This is a genomic window from Bradyrhizobium sp. U531 (genome assembly GCF_051710265.1).
Classification (GTDB): domain Bacteria; phylum Pseudomonadota; class Alphaproteobacteria; order Rhizobiales; family Xanthobacteraceae; genus Bradyrhizobium.
The window spans coordinates 142,323-157,795 of sequence record NZ_JASVEN010000008.1 but is presented as its reverse complement, the minus strand read 5'-3'; the positions used below and the strand labels follow the sequence as shown (position 1 = coordinate 157,795).

Genomic DNA, 15,473 nt, shown 5'->3' with positions numbered 1-15,473 from the left:
GGCCATTATCCGACCCGAAAAACCCAGTGAAATCAATCGCCACGCTACTGTGCATGGGGTTGTTTTCGCACTTTTTGTCCAGGCCCTTAAGGGAGGCAGCTGAGAATGACCGGCCTCGATTCCTGGTACGCCTACATGAAGTCTCACGACCGCGCCGCGCTCCGGGACCTCCTGCATCCCGATGCCGTGTTCGAAAGCCCGGTCGTCCACACGCCGCAGCGCGGGCGTGACATCACCTTCAAATACCTTTCCAGCGCCGAGCAGGTGCTCGGCGGTCCTGATTTCACCTACGTCGGCGAATGGCGCAGCGACAACGGCGCCGTGCTCGAATTCAAGACCATGATCGACGGCATCGAGATCAACGGCGTCGACATCATCACCTTCGACAACGAGGGACGCATCACCCATTTCAAGGTGATGGTGCGTCCGCTCAAGGCGATCAACATGCTGCACCGCCTGATGGCGGAGCAGCTTGCCGCCCAATCATGACCCTGCCCTGAGGTTGCAGAACCCGCTAAGCTCGCGGGGCAGGCTGCGCCGCAGGAAACTCGCGAACATCGTCACTTCAAGGCCCATTGCCGGGAGAACACCATGCCGATCTACAAAGCCCCCGTCGAAGACGTGAACTTCCTGCTCAACGACGTCTTCCAGATCGACCGCTACGACAACCTCGCCGGCTTCTCCGACGCGTCGAGCGACGTGCGCGAAGCCATTCTGGGCGAAGCCGCCAAGCTCGCCGAAGAGGTGCTGCAGCCGCTCAATCGCGTCGGTGATCTCGAGGGCTGCAAGCGCGCCGATGACGGCAGCGTCACCACGCCGAAGGGCTTCAAGGACGCCTTCAAGCAGGTGGTCGAAGGCGGCTGGCTTGGTCTCTCCGCCCCGACCGAATTCGGCGGCCAGGGCCTGCCGGTGACGCTCTCGCAGGCGGTCAATGAATTCCAGATCTCCGCCAACATGGCGTTCTCGATGTATGGCGGCCTCACCATGGGTGCGACCGCCGCACTGATCGTCCATGGCTCGCCCGAGCAGAAGCAGACCTACGTGCCCAAGATGGTCGCCGGCGAATGGACCGGCACCATGAACCTGACCGAGCCGCATTGCGGCACCGACCTCGGCATGCTTCGCACCAAGGCGGTGCGGCAGGCCGACGGCAGCTTCAAGATCACGGGCACCAAGATCTTCATCTCGGCCGGTGAACACGACCTCGCGCCCAACATCATCCACCTCGTGCTCGCCCGCATCGAGGGCGCGCCCGCCGGCATCAAGGGCGTGTCGCTGTTCGTGGTGCCGAAGTTCCTGGTCAATGCCGACGGCTCGGTCGGCGCACGCAACGGCGTCGTCTGCGGCTCGATCGAGCACAAGATGGGCATCCACGGCAATTCCACCTGCGTGATGAACTACGACAACGCCACCGGCTGGCTGATCGGCGAAGAGAACAAGGGCATGCAGGGCATGTTCGTGATGATGAACGAGGCCCGCCTCGGTGTCGCCGTTCAGGGTCTCGCGCAGTCCGAGGTCGCCTATCAGAACGCGGTCGCCTATGCCCGCGATCGCATCCAGGGCCGTTCGCTCACGGGCGCCAAGGCGCCGGACAAGCAGGCCGACCCGATCATCGTGCATCCCGACGTGCGCCGCACGCTGCTGTCGATCCGCGCTTTCAACGAAGCCGCGCGCGCCTTCGTGATGTGGACCGCGCTGAAGAGCGACGTCGCGCACCGCTCCGAGGATCCGAAGGACCGCCAGGCCGCCGACGATCACATGGGCCTGATGACGCCGGTGCTGAAGGGCTTCCTCACCGATTACGGCTTCGCCAACGCGGTGCAGGCGCAGCAGATGTATGGCGGTCACGGCTACATCGCCGAGCAGGGCATGGAGCAGTTCGTGCGCGATGCGCGCATCGCCATGATCTATGAAGGCGCCAACGGCATCCAGGCGCTCGACCTCGTCGGCCGCAAGCTGCCGCGCGATGGCGGCCGCGCCATCATGGCGTTCTTCGGCGAGGTCATGGCCTTCGCCAAGGAGAACGGCGGCGACGAGGCGATGAAGCCGTTCATCGCCCCGCTCTCGGCCTCGCTCGGCCATCTCCAGCAGGCGACGACCTGGCTGATGCAGAACGCGATGGCGAAGCCCGACAATGCCGGCGCCGCCGCAACCGATTACCTGCACCTCTTCGGCTTCGTCGCGCTCGGCTACATGTGGGCGAAGATGGCGAAGGTGACGAATGCCAAGATTGCCGAGAGCGGGGCGACGCCCTATCTCTCGACCAAGCTCGTCACGGGCCGCTTCTTCATGGAGCGGATGCTGCCGGAGACGGCCGCCAATCTCGCGCGCATCCAGGCCGGCTGCGCCACCATCATGGAATTGCCCGCGGAAGCGTTCTGAGGCTTCCCGCGTCACCAATGATTGCGACCGCGCCCGCGGTCGCCACTGACATCACTGCAATCAGGAGGCTCCCATGGCAGATGCCTATATCTACGATCACGTCCGCACCCCCCGCGGCCGCGGCAAGGCCGACGGTTCGCTGCACGAAGTGACCGCGCTCGCGCTCGCCACCGTGCCGCTGAAGGCACTCAAGGACCGCAACAATTTGCCGGAAGATTCCGTCGACGACGTCATCCTCGGCGTGGTCGATCCGGTCGGCGAGGCCGGAAGCGACATCGCTCGCTTCGCCGCGCTGAAATCCGGTCTCGGCGAAGCCGTTCCCGGCGTGCAGATCAGCCGCTTCTGCGCCTCAGGCCTCGATGCCGTGAATTTTGCCGCCGCGCAGGTCATGAGCGGCCAGCATGAGCTCGTGATCGGCGGCGGTGCCGAGTCGATGAGCCGCGTCGGCATCGGCGCCTCCGGCGGTGCCTGGCCGATGGATCCCTCGATGGCGGTCCCCGCTTACTTCATGCCGCAGGGCGTCTCGGCCGATCTGATCGCCACCAAATACGGCTTCTCCCGCGACGACGTCGACGCCTATGCGGTGCAGAGCCAGCAGCGCGCGGCGAAGTCTTGGGAAGAGGGCCGCTTCGACAAGTCGATCGTGCCGGTGAAGGACATCAACGGCCTCACCATCCTCGCCAAGGACGAGCACATGCGTCCTTCGACGACGATGCAGTCGCTGGCGCAGCTGCAGCCCTCGTTCACGATGATGGCGCAGATGGGCGGCTTCGACGGCGTCGCGCTGCAGTCGCACCCGGAGATCGAGCGCGTCAATTACGTGCACCACGCCGGCAATTCCTCCGGCATCGTCGACGGTGCCGGCGCCGTGCTGCTCGGCAGCAAGGAAGCCGGTAGCAAATACGGCTTGAAGCCGCGCGCAAAAATCCGCGCCTTCGCCAACATCGGCTCGGAGCCGGCGATGATGCTGACCGGTCCGGTCGACGTCACCGAGAAGCTGTTCGCGCGCTCCGGCATGAAGAAGTCGGATATCGACCTGTTCGAGCTCAACGAGGCCTTCGCCTCCGTCGTGCTGCGCTACATCCAGGCCTTCGACATCGACAACGCCAAGATCAACGTCAATGGCGGCGCGATCGCGCTCGGCCATCCGCTCGGCGCCACCGGCGCAATGATCCTCGGCACCGTGCTCGACGAGCTCGAGCGCACCAACAAGTCCACCGCCCTCGTCACGCTGTGCATCGGCGGCGGCATGGGCACCGCGACCATCATCGAGCGCGTCTAAGGGTAGGGAGCAACCAACATGTCGTACAAGAACTTCAGGGTTGAGACCGATTCCGACGGTATCGCGCTCGTCACCTGGGACATCCCGGGCCGTTCGATGAACGTGCTCGACGAGACCTCGACCAGCGAGCTCGACGCGATCGTCAAGGCGACCACGGCCGACGCCGCGGTGAAGGGTGTCGTCATCACCTCCGCCAAGGAAGCGTTCTGCGCCGGTGCTGATCTCTCCATGCTCGAAGGCATGAACCAGGCTTACGCGAAAGTTCTCAAGGAGCAGGGCGAGACCGCGGCGAACCAGATGCTGTTCGACCAGAGCCGCCGCTTCTCGCTGGTGCTGCGCTCGATCGAAACCTCCGGCAAGCCGTGGGCGGCCGCGATCAACGGCCTCGCGCTCGGCGGCGGTTTCGAGATCACGCTGTGCTGCCACTACCGCGTGGCGGCCGAGAATCCCAAGACCCGCCTCGGCCTGCCCGAGGTCAAGGTCGGCCTGTTCCCCGGCGCCGGCGGCACGCAGCGCGTGCCGCGCCTGGTGCCGCCGCAGGACGCGATGACGATCCTGCTCAAGGGCGATCCGGTCACCGTCGAGAAGGCCAAGGCGCTGAATTTGATTCACGCCGTCGTTCCCGCAGCCGACCTGGTCAAGGCTGCCAAGGACTGGATCAAGGGCGGCGGCAAGGCCGTGGCGCCCTGGGACGAGAAGGGCTTCAAGCTGCCGGGCGGTCCGGTGTTCTCGAAGGCCGGCATGATGATGTTCCCGGCCGGCAACGCGATCTACCGCCGCGAGACCTACGACAATTATCCGGCCGCGCGCGCGATCATGAGCTGCGTCTATGAAGGCCTGCAGCTGCCGATCGACGCGGCGCTCCGCGTCGAGTCGCGCTACTTCACCTCGGTGTTGCGCTCGAAGGAAGCCGCGGCGATGATCCGCAGCCTGTTCCTGTCGATGCAGGAGCTCAACAAGGGCGCGCGCCGTCCGAAGGACGTGCCCGCGACCAAGGTGAAGAAGATCGCCGTGATCGGCGCCGGCTTCATGGGTGCCAGCGTCGGCTACGTCTCGGCCCGCGCCGGCCTCGACGTCGTCCTGATCGACCGCGACCAGGCGAGCGCCGACAAGGGCAAGGCGCATGCGCAGAAGGTGATCGAGGAGCAGATCAAGAAGGGCCGCGCCAAGCCGGCGGATGCCGAAGCGCTGCTCGCGCGCATCACCCCGACCGCGGACTATGCGGCGCTGAAGGACGTCGACCTCGTCATCGAGGCGGTGTTCGAGGACCGCAAGGTCAAGGCCGAGACCTTCGCCAAGGCACAGGAGCACATGAAGCCGGACGTGATCTTCGCCTCGAACACCTCGACGCTGCCGATCACCTCGCTGGCCGAAGGCTTCAAGGACCAGGGCAAGTTCGTCGGCATCCACTTCTTCTCGCCGGTCGAGAAGATGATGCTGGTCGAGATCATCAAGGGCAAGAACACCGGCGACGTCGCGCTTGCGACCGCGCTCGACTATGTCCGCCAGATCGGCAAGACGCCGATCGTGGTCAACGACTCCCGAGGCTTCTTCGCCAACCGCTGCGTCGGCCGCTACGTCGCCGAAGGCAACGAGATGTTCCTGGAAGGCGTACCCCCGGCGATGATCGAGAACTGCGCCAAGATGGCCGGCATGCCGGTCGGCCCGCTCTCGCTCTCGGACGAAGTCGCGCTCGACCTCGGCCTCAAGATCATGAAGGCCACCGAAGCCGACCTCGGCCCCAACGCCATCAATCCCGATCAGAAGAGGCTGATGGTGGAGATGGTCGAGAAACAGGGCCGTCTCGGTCGCAAGAACAGCAAGGGCTTCTACGACTATCCCGAGAAGGGCAAGGGATCGAAGAGCCTGTGGCCGGGCCTCTCGGCGCTGCAGCCGAAGCAGCTCGACCCCGACACGCTCGACATCGAGGAGCTCAAGCAGCGCTTCCTGGTGGTGCAGGCGGTGGAAGCCGCGCGCACGGTCGAGGATCACGTCATCACCGATCCGCGCGAGGCGGATGTCGGCTCGATCCTCGGCTTCGGCTTCGCGCCGTTCACCGGTGGCACGCTGTCCTACATCGACTTCATGGGTACGAAGAAATTCGTCGAGCTCTGCCACAAGCTCGAAGCGAAGTACGGCTCGCGCTTCACCCCGCCGAAGCTGCTCGAAGAGATGGCGGCGAAGGGCGAAACCTTCTACGGCCGCTTCGCGCCGAAGAAGGCGGCCTGATCTGATCTTGTAGCCCGGATGGAGCGCGGCGAAATCCGGGCTACGCAGAATCAAAAAGGCCGGATCATCGATCCGGCCTTTTGTCGTCGGTCTTGAACGCCTCACTTCGCCTGCGCGAGGCCTTCCTTCTGCAGCGCTTCCTGCACCTGGGGCCGCGCCGCGACGCGGGCCTTGTAGGCCATGAGGTTCGGCATGCCTGAGAGGTCGAACTTCATCCGGTCGCCCCAGGTCAGCATCGTGAACAGATAGCCGTCGGCCACCGTGAACTGCTTGCCCATGAGGTAGTCGCGGCCGGCGAGCTGGCTGTCGATATATTTCAGCTTGCCCATGACGCGGTCTTTGAAGAACGCCTTGGCTTCGTCGTTCAGCGCCGGTGCGAACATCGGGCCAAAGCTCTTGTGCACCTCGGAGGTGAGGAAGTTGAGCCACTCCAGCAGCTTGTAGCGCTCGGAACTGCCGTGCGCCGGCGCCAGCGCCTTGGCCGCAGCCTGGTCGGCGATCATCTGGACAATCACCGGCCCTTCGGTCACGATCTCACCGCTGTCGAGGCCCAGCGCAGGGACCTGGCCCTTGGGGTTCAGCTTCAGATAATCCTCACCATTTTCGAGCTTCTTGGCCCGGATATCGACCTTGACCAGCTCATAGGGCAGGCCGGCTTCCAGGAGCGCGATGTGGGGGGACAGGGAGCAGGCACCGGGCGAGTAATAGAGTTTCATGGAATTTCCTCCTCTTGACGCTTGGTTGGGGCGAAAGAACGACTACATGCGTCTGCATGAAATAGTCAAGATTGATGCAGCTGCATCAAATGGGGTAAGAGACGGGCGACGAGCTTGAGCGGGACCATGAAACGCAAACCATCGACCGAGGCGACTTCCGCCTGGATCCGCCTGATGCGGGTGCAGAGCCGCGTGCTCGATTGCGTCGAGCAGGATTTGAAGAAGGCCGGCTTCCCGCCGCTGGCATGGTACGACGCGCTGCTGGAATTGTCGCGTGCGCCCTCGGGCGAACTGCGCCCCGTGGAACTCGAACGGCAGATGCTGATCCCGCAATATTCCACCTCGCGCCTGATCGACCGCCTGGTCGACGAGGGCCTTGCCTCACGGCGCGAATGCAAGATCGACAAGCGCGGCCAGTTCGTCGAGATCACCGAAGCCGGCCGCGAATTGCAGAAGCGGATGTGGGGCGCCTATTCGGCCGCGATCGAGAAATATGTCGGTTCGAAACTGTCCGATGCCGATGCCGTCAAGCTCAGCGGTCTGCTCGACCGGCTGGGCTGCTCGTGCGGCGAGATGAAGCTGCCGCCCGTCGCCCAAACCAACGCTAACACCAACGAAACTTCGCCGTCGCGATGACCGCGCGGCAAACCAGCACGTCCGCGCACCCCGTGGTTCGCGGACCATCCCCATCACCCCGCGCGCATTCGGTCGAAGCGCCTTTGATTAGAGTTTGATATGGCGCGAGACCAGATCGATATGACGCCGCTGCAGTCACGCGACGAGCTCGTTGCGTGGTTCGAGGAAGGCTGCAAGCCGGCGTCCGAGTGGCGCATGGGCACCGAGCACGAGAAGACGCCGTTCACGCTCGAAGGCCACCGTCCGGTGCCTTACGAAGGCGCGCGCGGCATCGGTGCGCTGCTCGAAGGCATGAAGCTCCTGCTCGGCTGGGAGCCGATCATGGAGAAGGGCAACATCATCGGCCTCTACGACGTCACCGGCGGCGGCGCGATCTCGCTCGAGCCCGGCGGGCAGTTCGAACTGTCAGGCGCGCCGGTCGAGAACGTGCACCAGACCCAAAGCGAGCTGATGGCGCATCTGGCGCAGGTGCGCGAGATCGCAACGCCGCTCGGCATCGGCTTCCTCGGTCTCGGCATGACGCCGTCCTGGTCGCGCGCCGACGTCCCGATGATGCCCAAGGGCCGCTACAAGATCATGACCAACTACATGCCGAAGGTCGGCCAATACGGCCTCGACATGATGTACCGGACCTGCACGGTGCAGACCAATCTCGACTTCTCCTCCGAAGCCGACATGGTCAAGAAGCTGCGCGTGTCGCTCGCGCTGCAGCCGGTTGCAACCGCCTTGTTCGCCAATTCGCCGTTCACCGAAGGCAAGCCGAACGGCTTCCTCTCCTTCCGCTCCGAGATCTGGCGCGACACCGACAATGCGCGCTCGGGTATGATGCCGTGGGCATTCGAGGACGGCATGGGCTTCGAGCGCTATGTCGACTACGCCCTCGACGTGCCCATGTATTTCGTCAAGCGCGACGAGGACTATATCGACGTGTCGGGCTCCTCGTTCCGCGCCTTCTTCGACGGCCGCAACAACAACCTTCCCGGCGAGCGTCCGACGCTGTCGGACTGGGCCAATCACCTGTCCACGATCTTCCCGGAGGTCCGGCTCAAGCGTTATCTCGAGATGCGCGGCTCCGACGGCGGTCCCTGGGGCCGGTTGCCGGCGCTGCCGGCGTTCTGGGTCGGGCTGCTTTATGACGACGTCGCGCTCGATGCGGCCTGGGAGATCGTCAAGCACTGGACCGCGCCCGAGCGTCAGGCCCTGCGCGACGACGTGCCGCGCTTCGGCTTCAAGGCGCGGATCAAGAACCGCTATCTGTTCGAGATCGCCAAGGAATGCCTCGTTCTGGCACATGCCGGCCTGCGCCGGCGCGCCCGGATCGACCAGCTCGGCCGCGACGAAACGCGGCATCTGGAGCCGCTCGACCGCATCATCGATTCCGGCCGGACCCCGGCCGAGGAGATGCTGGACAAGTTCAACGGCCCCTGGAAGGGCTCGGTGGAACCGGCCTACGCCGAATACGCGTTCTAGGCCGGCAAGCCGCCCGGGAGTTCAGCCGTTCATCGCCCATACAGGTTTGCGGCGATCAAATGACCGGCTGAAAAAACCTGAGCGTCCTCAATAACTCGAAAGCTGTTCCGATGGGGAAGGGCCGCCTGTCCGGCGCCGTCATGGCAAAGGTCGTGGCAAAGGTCGTGGCATGTGCCGCGCTGCTTTCGCTCGCCTTCGCGAGCGTGCCGGCGCGCGCCCAGACCGCCTTCGACCGGCCCGGCGGCGATTATTTTAGCTCACCGGTCGCATCGGGCGATCCCGAGGATTGCGCGCTCTTGTGCGAACGCGACCGTCGTTGTCGTTCGTGGAGCTTCAGCTATCCCGATGTCGAAGGCGGCTCGGCGGTCTGCTGGCTGAAGAACACCGTGCCGGCGCGCGTGCCGGGCAGCTGCTGCATCTCCGGTGTGCGCGGCGCCGGCGTGATCGAGCCGCGGGTCGAGGGCGTGGAGACGTCGATCGACCGCCCCGGCGGTGATCTGCGCAATTTCGAGCTGAAAGAGGGCGACGGCGTCGAGGCCTGCAAGGCCGCGTGCACCGGCGACAACAAGTGCCGCGCCTTCACCTATGCCCGCCCCGGCTACACCGGGCGCGAGGCGCGCTGCTTCCTGAAAAAGGAGATCAAGCCGCCGCGCCGAAAGGCAGGGTTCACGTCGGGCGTGGTGCGGTAGCAGGCTCTCTCATCGCAAGCGAAGGTGCCGTAGGGTGGGCAAAGGCGCCCCTGCGCCGTGCCCACGATCTCTCTCGATCGCGAAAAAATACGTGGGCACGCTTCGCTTTGCCCACCCTGCGAGATTTCACGCCGCCGCGATCACGGTGAGCTCCGGCCACAGCGCTTTCCAGCGCGCGGCTTTCACCGCGTAATTCGCCGCGGAAAAATTCGGGCCCGGATTGGGCCGCGCGATCAGCTTCGCAATGTCGTCGAAGCCGTGCGGTGCGTAGACCTCGTAGCCATCGTCCGCGCGCCTAACGCCGGCTTGCGTATTCTGCGTCAGGAAGCGGTCGATGCCTTCGCGCGAATCTCGAAGGGGCGGATAGGGCAGGCCGTGCTTGGCGGGGTACCAGAGATGCACGCGCGCCTGGTTGCGGATCTCGATCCTGGCGCCGAGCTGGCCCAGCCGCTCCTGCAGTTTGCGGATGACCGCGTCCTCCGCCTCCCACGATGTATCGGGATCGAAATAGAACGCGTCATAGTCGGCGATGCCGTGCCCGACGGCACGGCCCGTGAGCACGTTCCACACGGTCTGCACCAGGCATCCCGAGACCAGCCACGCGTCGGGAAGCGCGAGGCGATGCAGCTCGTCGATGATGGCGGCGTTGACGGGATTACGCAGCGCCAACGCAAGAAAGCGCGCCTCATCCATCGCGCCGCTCACCTGCTCTCGCGCTTATCGAACTCAGCCCGCGCCGCCTTCGACGCCAGGGCACGCCAGCGCCGCCGCAACAACGGTTCGACGGTCGCGCGTTTCGCCTTCGACAGGCGAATCAGCACGATCGGATAGTCCGCGTAATGATCAGTGAAATAGAAGATCTTCGGCTGGCTCTCGACCAGCATGGCGCGCTCGTCGATCGGCACATCCGGCATCACCAGGCTGTCGCCGTCCTCCTTCAGACGCGCGAGCATCTTCTTGCGCACCTTCAGCGCCGGCGTCCCATAGGAGGTGCCGTCCTCGACCTCCGCCCACGTCAGCGCAAATTTTCTGACGTCGTCGAAGGTCATGTGATGGAGACCTTGAAAGGCCGCTCAGTGCACCGCGGTGAAGAACCGCGCGAGCCGGAAGCCGGAGAGCCACGTGTAGACCGGCTGGCCGCGCATACCGAGATCCCAGGATCCGAGCACGGCATCTGCCCGGCCGATCAGATTGTCGATCGGCAGCAGGCCGACGCCGCCGGAGCGCAGCGACACGCGGCTGTCGGCGGAGTTGTCGCGGTTGTCGCCGAGCACGAAGAGGTGGCCGGCGGGCACCGTCACTTCCTGCGTGTTGTCGAGCGGGCCGTTGTCGCGCATCTTGAAGATCAAATGCGAGACGCCGTTCGGCAGCGTCTCGACATAACGGTAGGCAGGCTCGCTGCCGCCATTGTCGTCCTCGGCAGCGCCCACGCCGTCGGGCTTCAACTCGGCGGGACGGTCGTTGATGAAGAGCTGGCCCTGCCGCATCTGGATGCGGTCGCCGGGAAGCCCCACGACACGCTTGACCCAGGCCTGCGAACGATCACCGGGCCAGCGGAACACCACGACATCGCCCTGCTTCGGCGTCTCCGCGAACACGCGGCCGCTCTCGGGCAGATTGATCTGGATCGGCAGCGACGAGGTGCCGTAGCCATAGGGGAATTTCGAGGCGATCAGCGCGTCGCCGATCAGCAGCGTCGGCTCCATCGAGCCCGACGGCACGTAGAACGGCTCGGCGAGCGCGCCCTTGGCGATGAAGACGGCGGCGACGATGCCGGCGAGCTGAACGATCTGTCCGCCCCAGCCGCTGCTTTTGCGCTTGGCGGGCGCAGTTACTTTGTCTTCAACGCTCATGCGCCCGTTCCACCCACCGTGATGCGTTCCATCAGGAGCGATGGCTGGCCGACGCCGACCGGTACGCCCTGTCCGTTTTTGCCGCAGGTGCCGATACCGGTATCGAGCGCAAGGTCGTTGCCGATCATGCGGATGCGATGCAGGTCGGTCGGCCCGTTGCCGATCAGCATGGCGCCCTTCAGCGGCGCGCCGATCTTGCCGTTCTCGATCTTGTAGGCCTCGGTGCACTGGAACACGTACTTGCCCGAGGTGATGTCGACCTGGCCGCCGCCGAAATTCGCGGCGAACACGCCGTTCTTCACGGAGGCCAGGATCTCGGCCGGATCGCGGTCGCCTGCGAGCATGTAGGTGTTGGTCATGCGCGGCATCGGCACATGGGCATAGCCCTGGCGGCGGCCGTTGCCGGTCGGCTTCATGTTCATCAGTCGCGCGTTCTGGCGATCCTGCATGTAGCCGACGAGGATGCCGTCCTCGATCAGCACGGTGCGGTTGGTCGGCGTGCCCTCGTCGTCGATCGACAGCGAGCCGCGGCGCGAGGCAATGGTGCCGTCGTCGACCACGGTGACGCCCTTGGCCGCGACCTGCTGGCCCATCAGGCCGGCAAACGCCGAGGTCTTCTTGCGATTGAAATCGCCTTCGAGGCCATGGCCGACCGCTTCATGCAGCATCACGCCGGGCCAGCCGGCCCCGAGCACGACGTCCATCTCGCCGGCGGGGGCGGGAATCGATTCCAGGTTGACCAGCGCCTCGCGCAGCGCGCCATCGGCGGCGTCGCGCCAGTTCTTGCTCTCGATGAATTCGGCATAGCCGGCGCGACCGCCATAGCCCTTGCTTCCGCTCTCCTGGCGGTCGCCCTGGCCGGCGACGACGGAAACGTTGACGCGCACCAGCGGGCGAATGTCGCGATAGCTCTCGCCGTCGGGCCTGAGGATCTCGACCACCTGCCAGGTCGCGCCCAGGCTGACGCTGACCTGCCGCACCCTGGGATCCTTGTCGCGCAGATAGGCGTCGATCTCGGCCAGCAGTTTCACTTTGGTCTCGAAGCCTGGGGCATCGAGCGGGTTGTCGTCACTATAGAGCCGCACATTGGTATGCGCCGGCGGGGCGGCGAAGCTGCCGGAATAGCCGCCGCGGACCGCGGCGACCGCATCCGCCGCGCGGATCAGCGCCGGCAGCGAGACGTCGGAGGAATGCGCATAGCCGACCGCGTCGTCCTTGACGGCGCGGAGGCCAAAACCCTGCGAGGTGTCGTAGGTCGCCTGCTTCAGCCGCCCATTGTCGAACATCAGCGCTTCGGTCTGGCTGTACTCCAGGAACAGCTCGCCGTCGTCGGCACCGGAAAGCCCGCGTGCGATCTCGTGGCGAACCTGGTCGCGGTCGAGATTGGCGCGGTCGAGCAGGGAGGTCGTGGCAGGATTGGTCATGCGTCCGTCCATTAGCGGAAGATGTGGGGCAAGATAATGGTTTCCCTCGGGATCCGCGAGGGGGCGGGGCGTCACATTACCGAAACGATAGGGTGGGATGGGACGGGGGTGCTATTCCAAGGATCTCCGGCACCAGGGAAAACCTCAGAGGACGACTTCAATCCCCTTCCTCTGAATGACGTTCAACAACGTAAGTGTCGCGCCGGTCGGACGCTTCGCGCCGCGCTCAAGCTGGGAGACATAGCCAACCGTCAGATTGAGGAGCTGGGCAAAGACGGCCTGGCTGAGATTGGCTTCCTCTCTCAGGGCCTTGATCGCGGATCCGGACATGGGGGCGGTAGCTGCCGCCGGAATGTCGGCCTTGTGGCGCATCGTGATCTTTTCGTGGGCAGCCTTCGTCAGCAGACCGCTCGTTCGCATGTCCTGCGCCGTCTCAAGCAGATCTCTCGTCAGACGGCTGGGCTTCGCGCTAGCCTTTCGCGGTTTCGTCGCCATCTCGCACCTCAATCAAAGTTCCGTCGTTTAGAGCTTGCTCGATCTTGGCGTTGCTGGCGCTCAAGAACGAAGCGGCAATTTCACGCAAGGTGGTCAGTTCGGCGTCATCGATATTTTCTCGCTCGTTCTTCGCGAATCCGAACAGGAATACCGACCGCTCCGATCCAAAGCCGATCAGCAGCCGAAAACCTCCTCGCTTGCCTTCTCCCGGCCGCGCAACGCGTTGCTTGATGATCCGACCGCCGAGATTGGCGTCGATCAAGCCGCGAGTGGCACGATCAATAGCGGCGACCAGACTCGCGTCTGGAATGCGGTTCTGACGGGCAAAGCGTGCGAGCGTCCTGGTTTTGAATATGCGCACGAACGCCTCCCCGCTCTACAAACTATAGTTTATAGAGTGGTAGTGCAAGCGGGCGATGTTGGAGGATATGTCCGCGGAAGACTTACGGCAGCTTGTCGTAGCCGTCGCCGAGCCCGTTCAGGCTGAGCGGGAAGCCGATGCCTTCTTCCGGTGTCTCGAAGATGATGAAGGTGGCGGTCTTGGCGCTGCGGAGCTGGCCGAGCAGCTTGTCGTCCATCACCACCTCGGCGACGCAACCATTGGGCAGGCAGCGGACGAAGCCCGCACGGCCGACATCCTGGTTGTCGAGCTTGAGGCCGAGGCCGGAGGGGAGGAGGACCCCCAAAGGCGCGACCACGCGCATCAGGCGGCTCTTCTGGTCGGCGGTCTTGAGGACGATGACGGTCAGGCCGGCATTGGAGCGGTCTTCCGCCACCACGCTCTGGATCAGGGCGCACTGCTCGGTCTGGGCGCCGGGCGGCGTATCGCAGCGAATCTGCCAGTCGCCATGGACGGAGCGCACTGCGCCCTGCGCATGAGCAAGGCCGGGAAGCGCCAGGAGGGCGATCGCAGCCAGCAGGCCTGCCAGCGCCGGGAGGCGGCCAGCCTGCGGTCTCTGCTGCCTTGCCATCGATTTCGAAAGCCCCATCGGGTCGGTCCCTTTGCTCGCCTGGGTCGCTCGCGCTGGCGGACTAATCTGGCGGACTGATACGGGAATGACGGCGTCTTGAAGGCAAATCCCAAGCAAATTCCACGCCGCCTCGCACCGCCGCCGCCCGCACGAATCAGGTTCCTGAGCGGCCGTCTGGCAGTGCCTAACGCGGGCAATTCCGCTGTCAAGCCGCAGCATCCCGGCCAACGGTATTTTTGTCTGATGTTACTAGGAAATATCTTGCGTGTGATGGCTGACAGACAGGCCTCAAGACTGCATTGCGATAGATCAAAAATTATGGTTTGAGAGGCTTGATTTCGGCGTTCTAGCGATCTGGCCCCAATTCCTCTTAGAGGTATTCTTGCGCGGCGGTTTGTCAGGCGGGCGGATCGAATAAGCGTTTCCCCGAACATTGGGGGGCGCACTTGGGGTGACTTCGTAAGGGGAGCGCGACGGCATGAGGATGTCGATGGGCCGGGTCGGCCGGCACTTGCTGGGATTGGCCGTGGCGGGTCTGACACTGGCGACGGGCGGCGCAGCGTTTGCCGAGCTCGGGCAGCCGAAGCCGTGGGAATGGACGCTTCAGGAGTCCGGTTCCCCGGTGATGGACAATATCGTCTGGTTCCACAATTTCCTGTTCGTGCTCATCACGCTGATTACGCTGTTCGTTCTGGCGCTGCTGGTGATCGTGGTCTTGAAGTTCAACGCGAAGGCCAATCCGGTGCCGTCGCGGACCACGCACAACACGCTGATCGAGGTGGCCTGGACGCTGGTTCCGGTGCTGATCCTCGTCGGTATTTCGGTGCCGTCTTTCCGCCTGCTGTTCCTCGAGCTCGATGTGCCGAAGGCAGATCTGACCATCAAGGCGACCGGCAAGCAGTGGTACTGGTCCTACGCCTATCCAGATAACGGCAAGTTCGAGTTCGACTCGCTGATGGCCCAGGACAAGCAGCCCCGCCTGCTCGGCGTCGACAACGAGCTGGTGGTTCCGGTCAACAAGGTGATTCGCGTCCAGGTCACCGGCGCAGACGTCATCCACGCGTTCGCGCTGCCGGCTTTCGGCGTCAAGATCGACGCCATTCCGGGCCGCCTGAACGAAACCTGGTTCAAGGCCACCAAGGTCGGCATGTTCTACGGCCAGTGCTCGGAGCTCTGCGGCAAGGACCACGCCTTCATGCCGATCGCGATTCGCGTCGTGGAGGACAAGGACTTCGCCGCCTGGGTCGAGACGGCGAAGAAGAAATATGCGAGCGGCGGCGCCAGCACCTACGCCTCCGCAGCCGGCCCGACGCAGTAAGCGTCGGG

The 15,473-nt window shown here is 64.5% G+C and carries 16 protein-coding genes; 8 read left to right on the top strand and 8 right to left on the bottom strand.

The genetic code is table 11. From position 1 onward, the window contains the following. The first annotated feature begins 105 nt into the window (after window positions 1-105). From QRQ56_RS29815 to QRQ56_RS29800, 4 genes are all read left to right on the top strand, one after another. Window positions 106-489: a nuclear transport factor 2 family protein gene (locus tag QRQ56_RS29815; RefSeq protein WP_438744803.1), complete on the top strand. Its 384-nt coding sequence runs from the start codon at window positions 106-108 to the stop codon at window positions 487-489. A 102-nt stretch (window positions 490-591) separates the two neighbouring features. Continuing rightward, window positions 592-2,382 carry an acyl-CoA dehydrogenase C-terminal domain-containing protein gene (locus tag QRQ56_RS29810; RefSeq protein ID WP_438744802.1) on the top strand — a complete coding sequence of 597 codons (1,791 nt, stop codon included), beginning with the start codon at window positions 592-594 and terminating at the stop codon, window positions 2,380-2,382. Window positions 2,383-2,455: 73 nt separating this feature from the next. Continuing rightward, window positions 2,456-3,664 carry an acetyl-CoA C-acetyltransferase gene (locus QRQ56_RS29805; RefSeq protein ID WP_438744801.1) on the top strand — a complete coding sequence of 403 codons (1,209 nt, stop codon included), beginning with the start codon at window positions 2,456-2,458 and terminating at the stop codon, window positions 3,662-3,664. A gap of 18 nt (window positions 3,665-3,682) precedes the next feature. Further along, entirely contained in the window at window positions 3,683-5,893 is a 2,211-nt protein-coding gene (locus QRQ56_RS29800) for an FAD-dependent oxidoreductase (RefSeq protein WP_438744799.1), read from the top strand. Window positions 5,894-5,994: 101 nt separating this feature from the next. Here QRQ56_RS29800 and gstA read toward each other — a convergent pair whose 3' ends face one another. After that, on the bottom strand, window positions 5,995-6,609 hold the full coding sequence (gene gstA / locus QRQ56_RS29795; RefSeq protein ID WP_438744798.1) for a glutathione transferase GstA: 615 nt from the start codon (window positions 6,607-6,609) through the stop codon (window positions 5,995-5,997). A 126-nt stretch (window positions 6,610-6,735) separates the two neighbouring features. Between gstA and QRQ56_RS29790 the strand changes: the two genes are divergently transcribed. The 3 genes from QRQ56_RS29790 (at window position 6,736) to QRQ56_RS29780 (ending at window position 9,404) form a co-directional block, all read left to right on the top strand. Then, window positions 6,736-7,245 carry a MarR family winged helix-turn-helix transcriptional regulator gene (locus QRQ56_RS29790; RefSeq protein WP_438744796.1) on the top strand — a complete coding sequence of 170 codons (510 nt, stop codon included), beginning with the start codon at window positions 6,736-6,738 and terminating at the stop codon, window positions 7,243-7,245. 99 nt (window positions 7,246-7,344) lie between these two features. Further along, window positions 7,345-8,715: a glutamate--cysteine ligase gene (locus QRQ56_RS29785; RefSeq protein WP_438744795.1), complete on the top strand. Its 1,371-nt coding sequence runs from the start codon at window positions 7,345-7,347 to the stop codon at window positions 8,713-8,715. Window positions 8,716-8,825: 110 nt separating this feature from the next. Beyond that, window positions 8,826-9,404, top strand: a complete 579-nt coding sequence (locus tag QRQ56_RS29780) for a PAN domain-containing protein (protein ID WP_438744794.1) — start codon at window positions 8,826-8,828, stop codon at window positions 9,402-9,404. A 126-nt stretch (window positions 9,405-9,530) separates the two neighbouring features. Here QRQ56_RS29780 and QRQ56_RS29775 read toward each other — a convergent pair whose 3' ends face one another. The 7 genes from QRQ56_RS29775 to QRQ56_RS29745 all read right to left on the bottom strand — a co-directional run bounded on the left by QRQ56_RS29775 (window position 9,531) and on the right by QRQ56_RS29745 (window position 14,165). After that, on the bottom strand, window positions 9,531-10,097 hold the full coding sequence (locus QRQ56_RS29775) for a nucleotidyltransferase family protein (RefSeq protein ID WP_438744985.1): 567 nt from the start codon (window positions 10,095-10,097) through the stop codon (window positions 9,531-9,533). A gap of 8 nt (window positions 10,098-10,105) precedes the next feature. Beyond that, complete coding sequence (locus QRQ56_RS29770; RefSeq protein WP_438744793.1) at window positions 10,106-10,453, bottom strand: MmcQ/YjbR family DNA-binding protein; 348 nt, start codon at window positions 10,451-10,453, stop codon at window positions 10,106-10,108. Between the two features lie 24 nt (window positions 10,454-10,477). After that, window positions 10,478-11,257 (bottom strand): signal peptidase I, encoded by a 780-nt coding sequence (gene lepB / locus QRQ56_RS29765; protein WP_438744792.1) that lies wholly within the window; start codon window positions 11,255-11,257, stop codon window positions 10,478-10,480. Further along, the gene (tldD, locus tag QRQ56_RS29760; RefSeq protein ID WP_438744791.1) at window positions 11,254-12,681 is read right to left on the bottom strand and encodes a metalloprotease TldD; all 1,428 of its coding nucleotides are present in this window, start codon (window positions 12,679-12,681) and stop codon (window positions 11,254-11,256) included. Before tldD ends, lepB begins: the two co-directional genes overlap by 4 nt. A gap of 144 nt (window positions 12,682-12,825) precedes the next feature. Beyond that, window positions 12,826-13,176 carry a helix-turn-helix domain-containing protein gene (locus tag QRQ56_RS29755; RefSeq protein WP_438744790.1) on the bottom strand — a complete coding sequence of 117 codons (351 nt, stop codon included), beginning with the start codon at window positions 13,174-13,176 and terminating at the stop codon, window positions 12,826-12,828. Next, a complete protein-coding gene (locus QRQ56_RS29750) occupies window positions 13,151-13,537 on the bottom strand; it encodes a type II toxin-antitoxin system RelE/ParE family toxin (RefSeq protein ID WP_438744789.1) in 387 nt (128 codons plus the stop codon). Before QRQ56_RS29750 ends, QRQ56_RS29755 begins: the two co-directional genes overlap by 26 nt. Before the next feature lie 82 nt (window positions 13,538-13,619). Further along, window positions 13,620-14,165, bottom strand: coding sequence for an invasion associated locus B family protein (locus tag QRQ56_RS29745; RefSeq protein ID WP_438744788.1), 546 nt, complete (start codon window positions 14,163-14,165; stop codon window positions 13,620-13,622). A gap of 460 nt (window positions 14,166-14,625) precedes the next feature. Here QRQ56_RS29745 and coxB point away from each other — a divergent pair, with 460 nt between their 5' ends. Continuing rightward, the gene (gene coxB, locus QRQ56_RS29740; protein WP_438744786.1) at window positions 14,626-15,465 is read left to right on the top strand and encodes a cytochrome c oxidase subunit II; all 840 of its coding nucleotides are present in this window, start codon (window positions 14,626-14,628) and stop codon (window positions 15,463-15,465) included. Window positions 15,466-15,473: the final 8 nt, after the last annotated feature.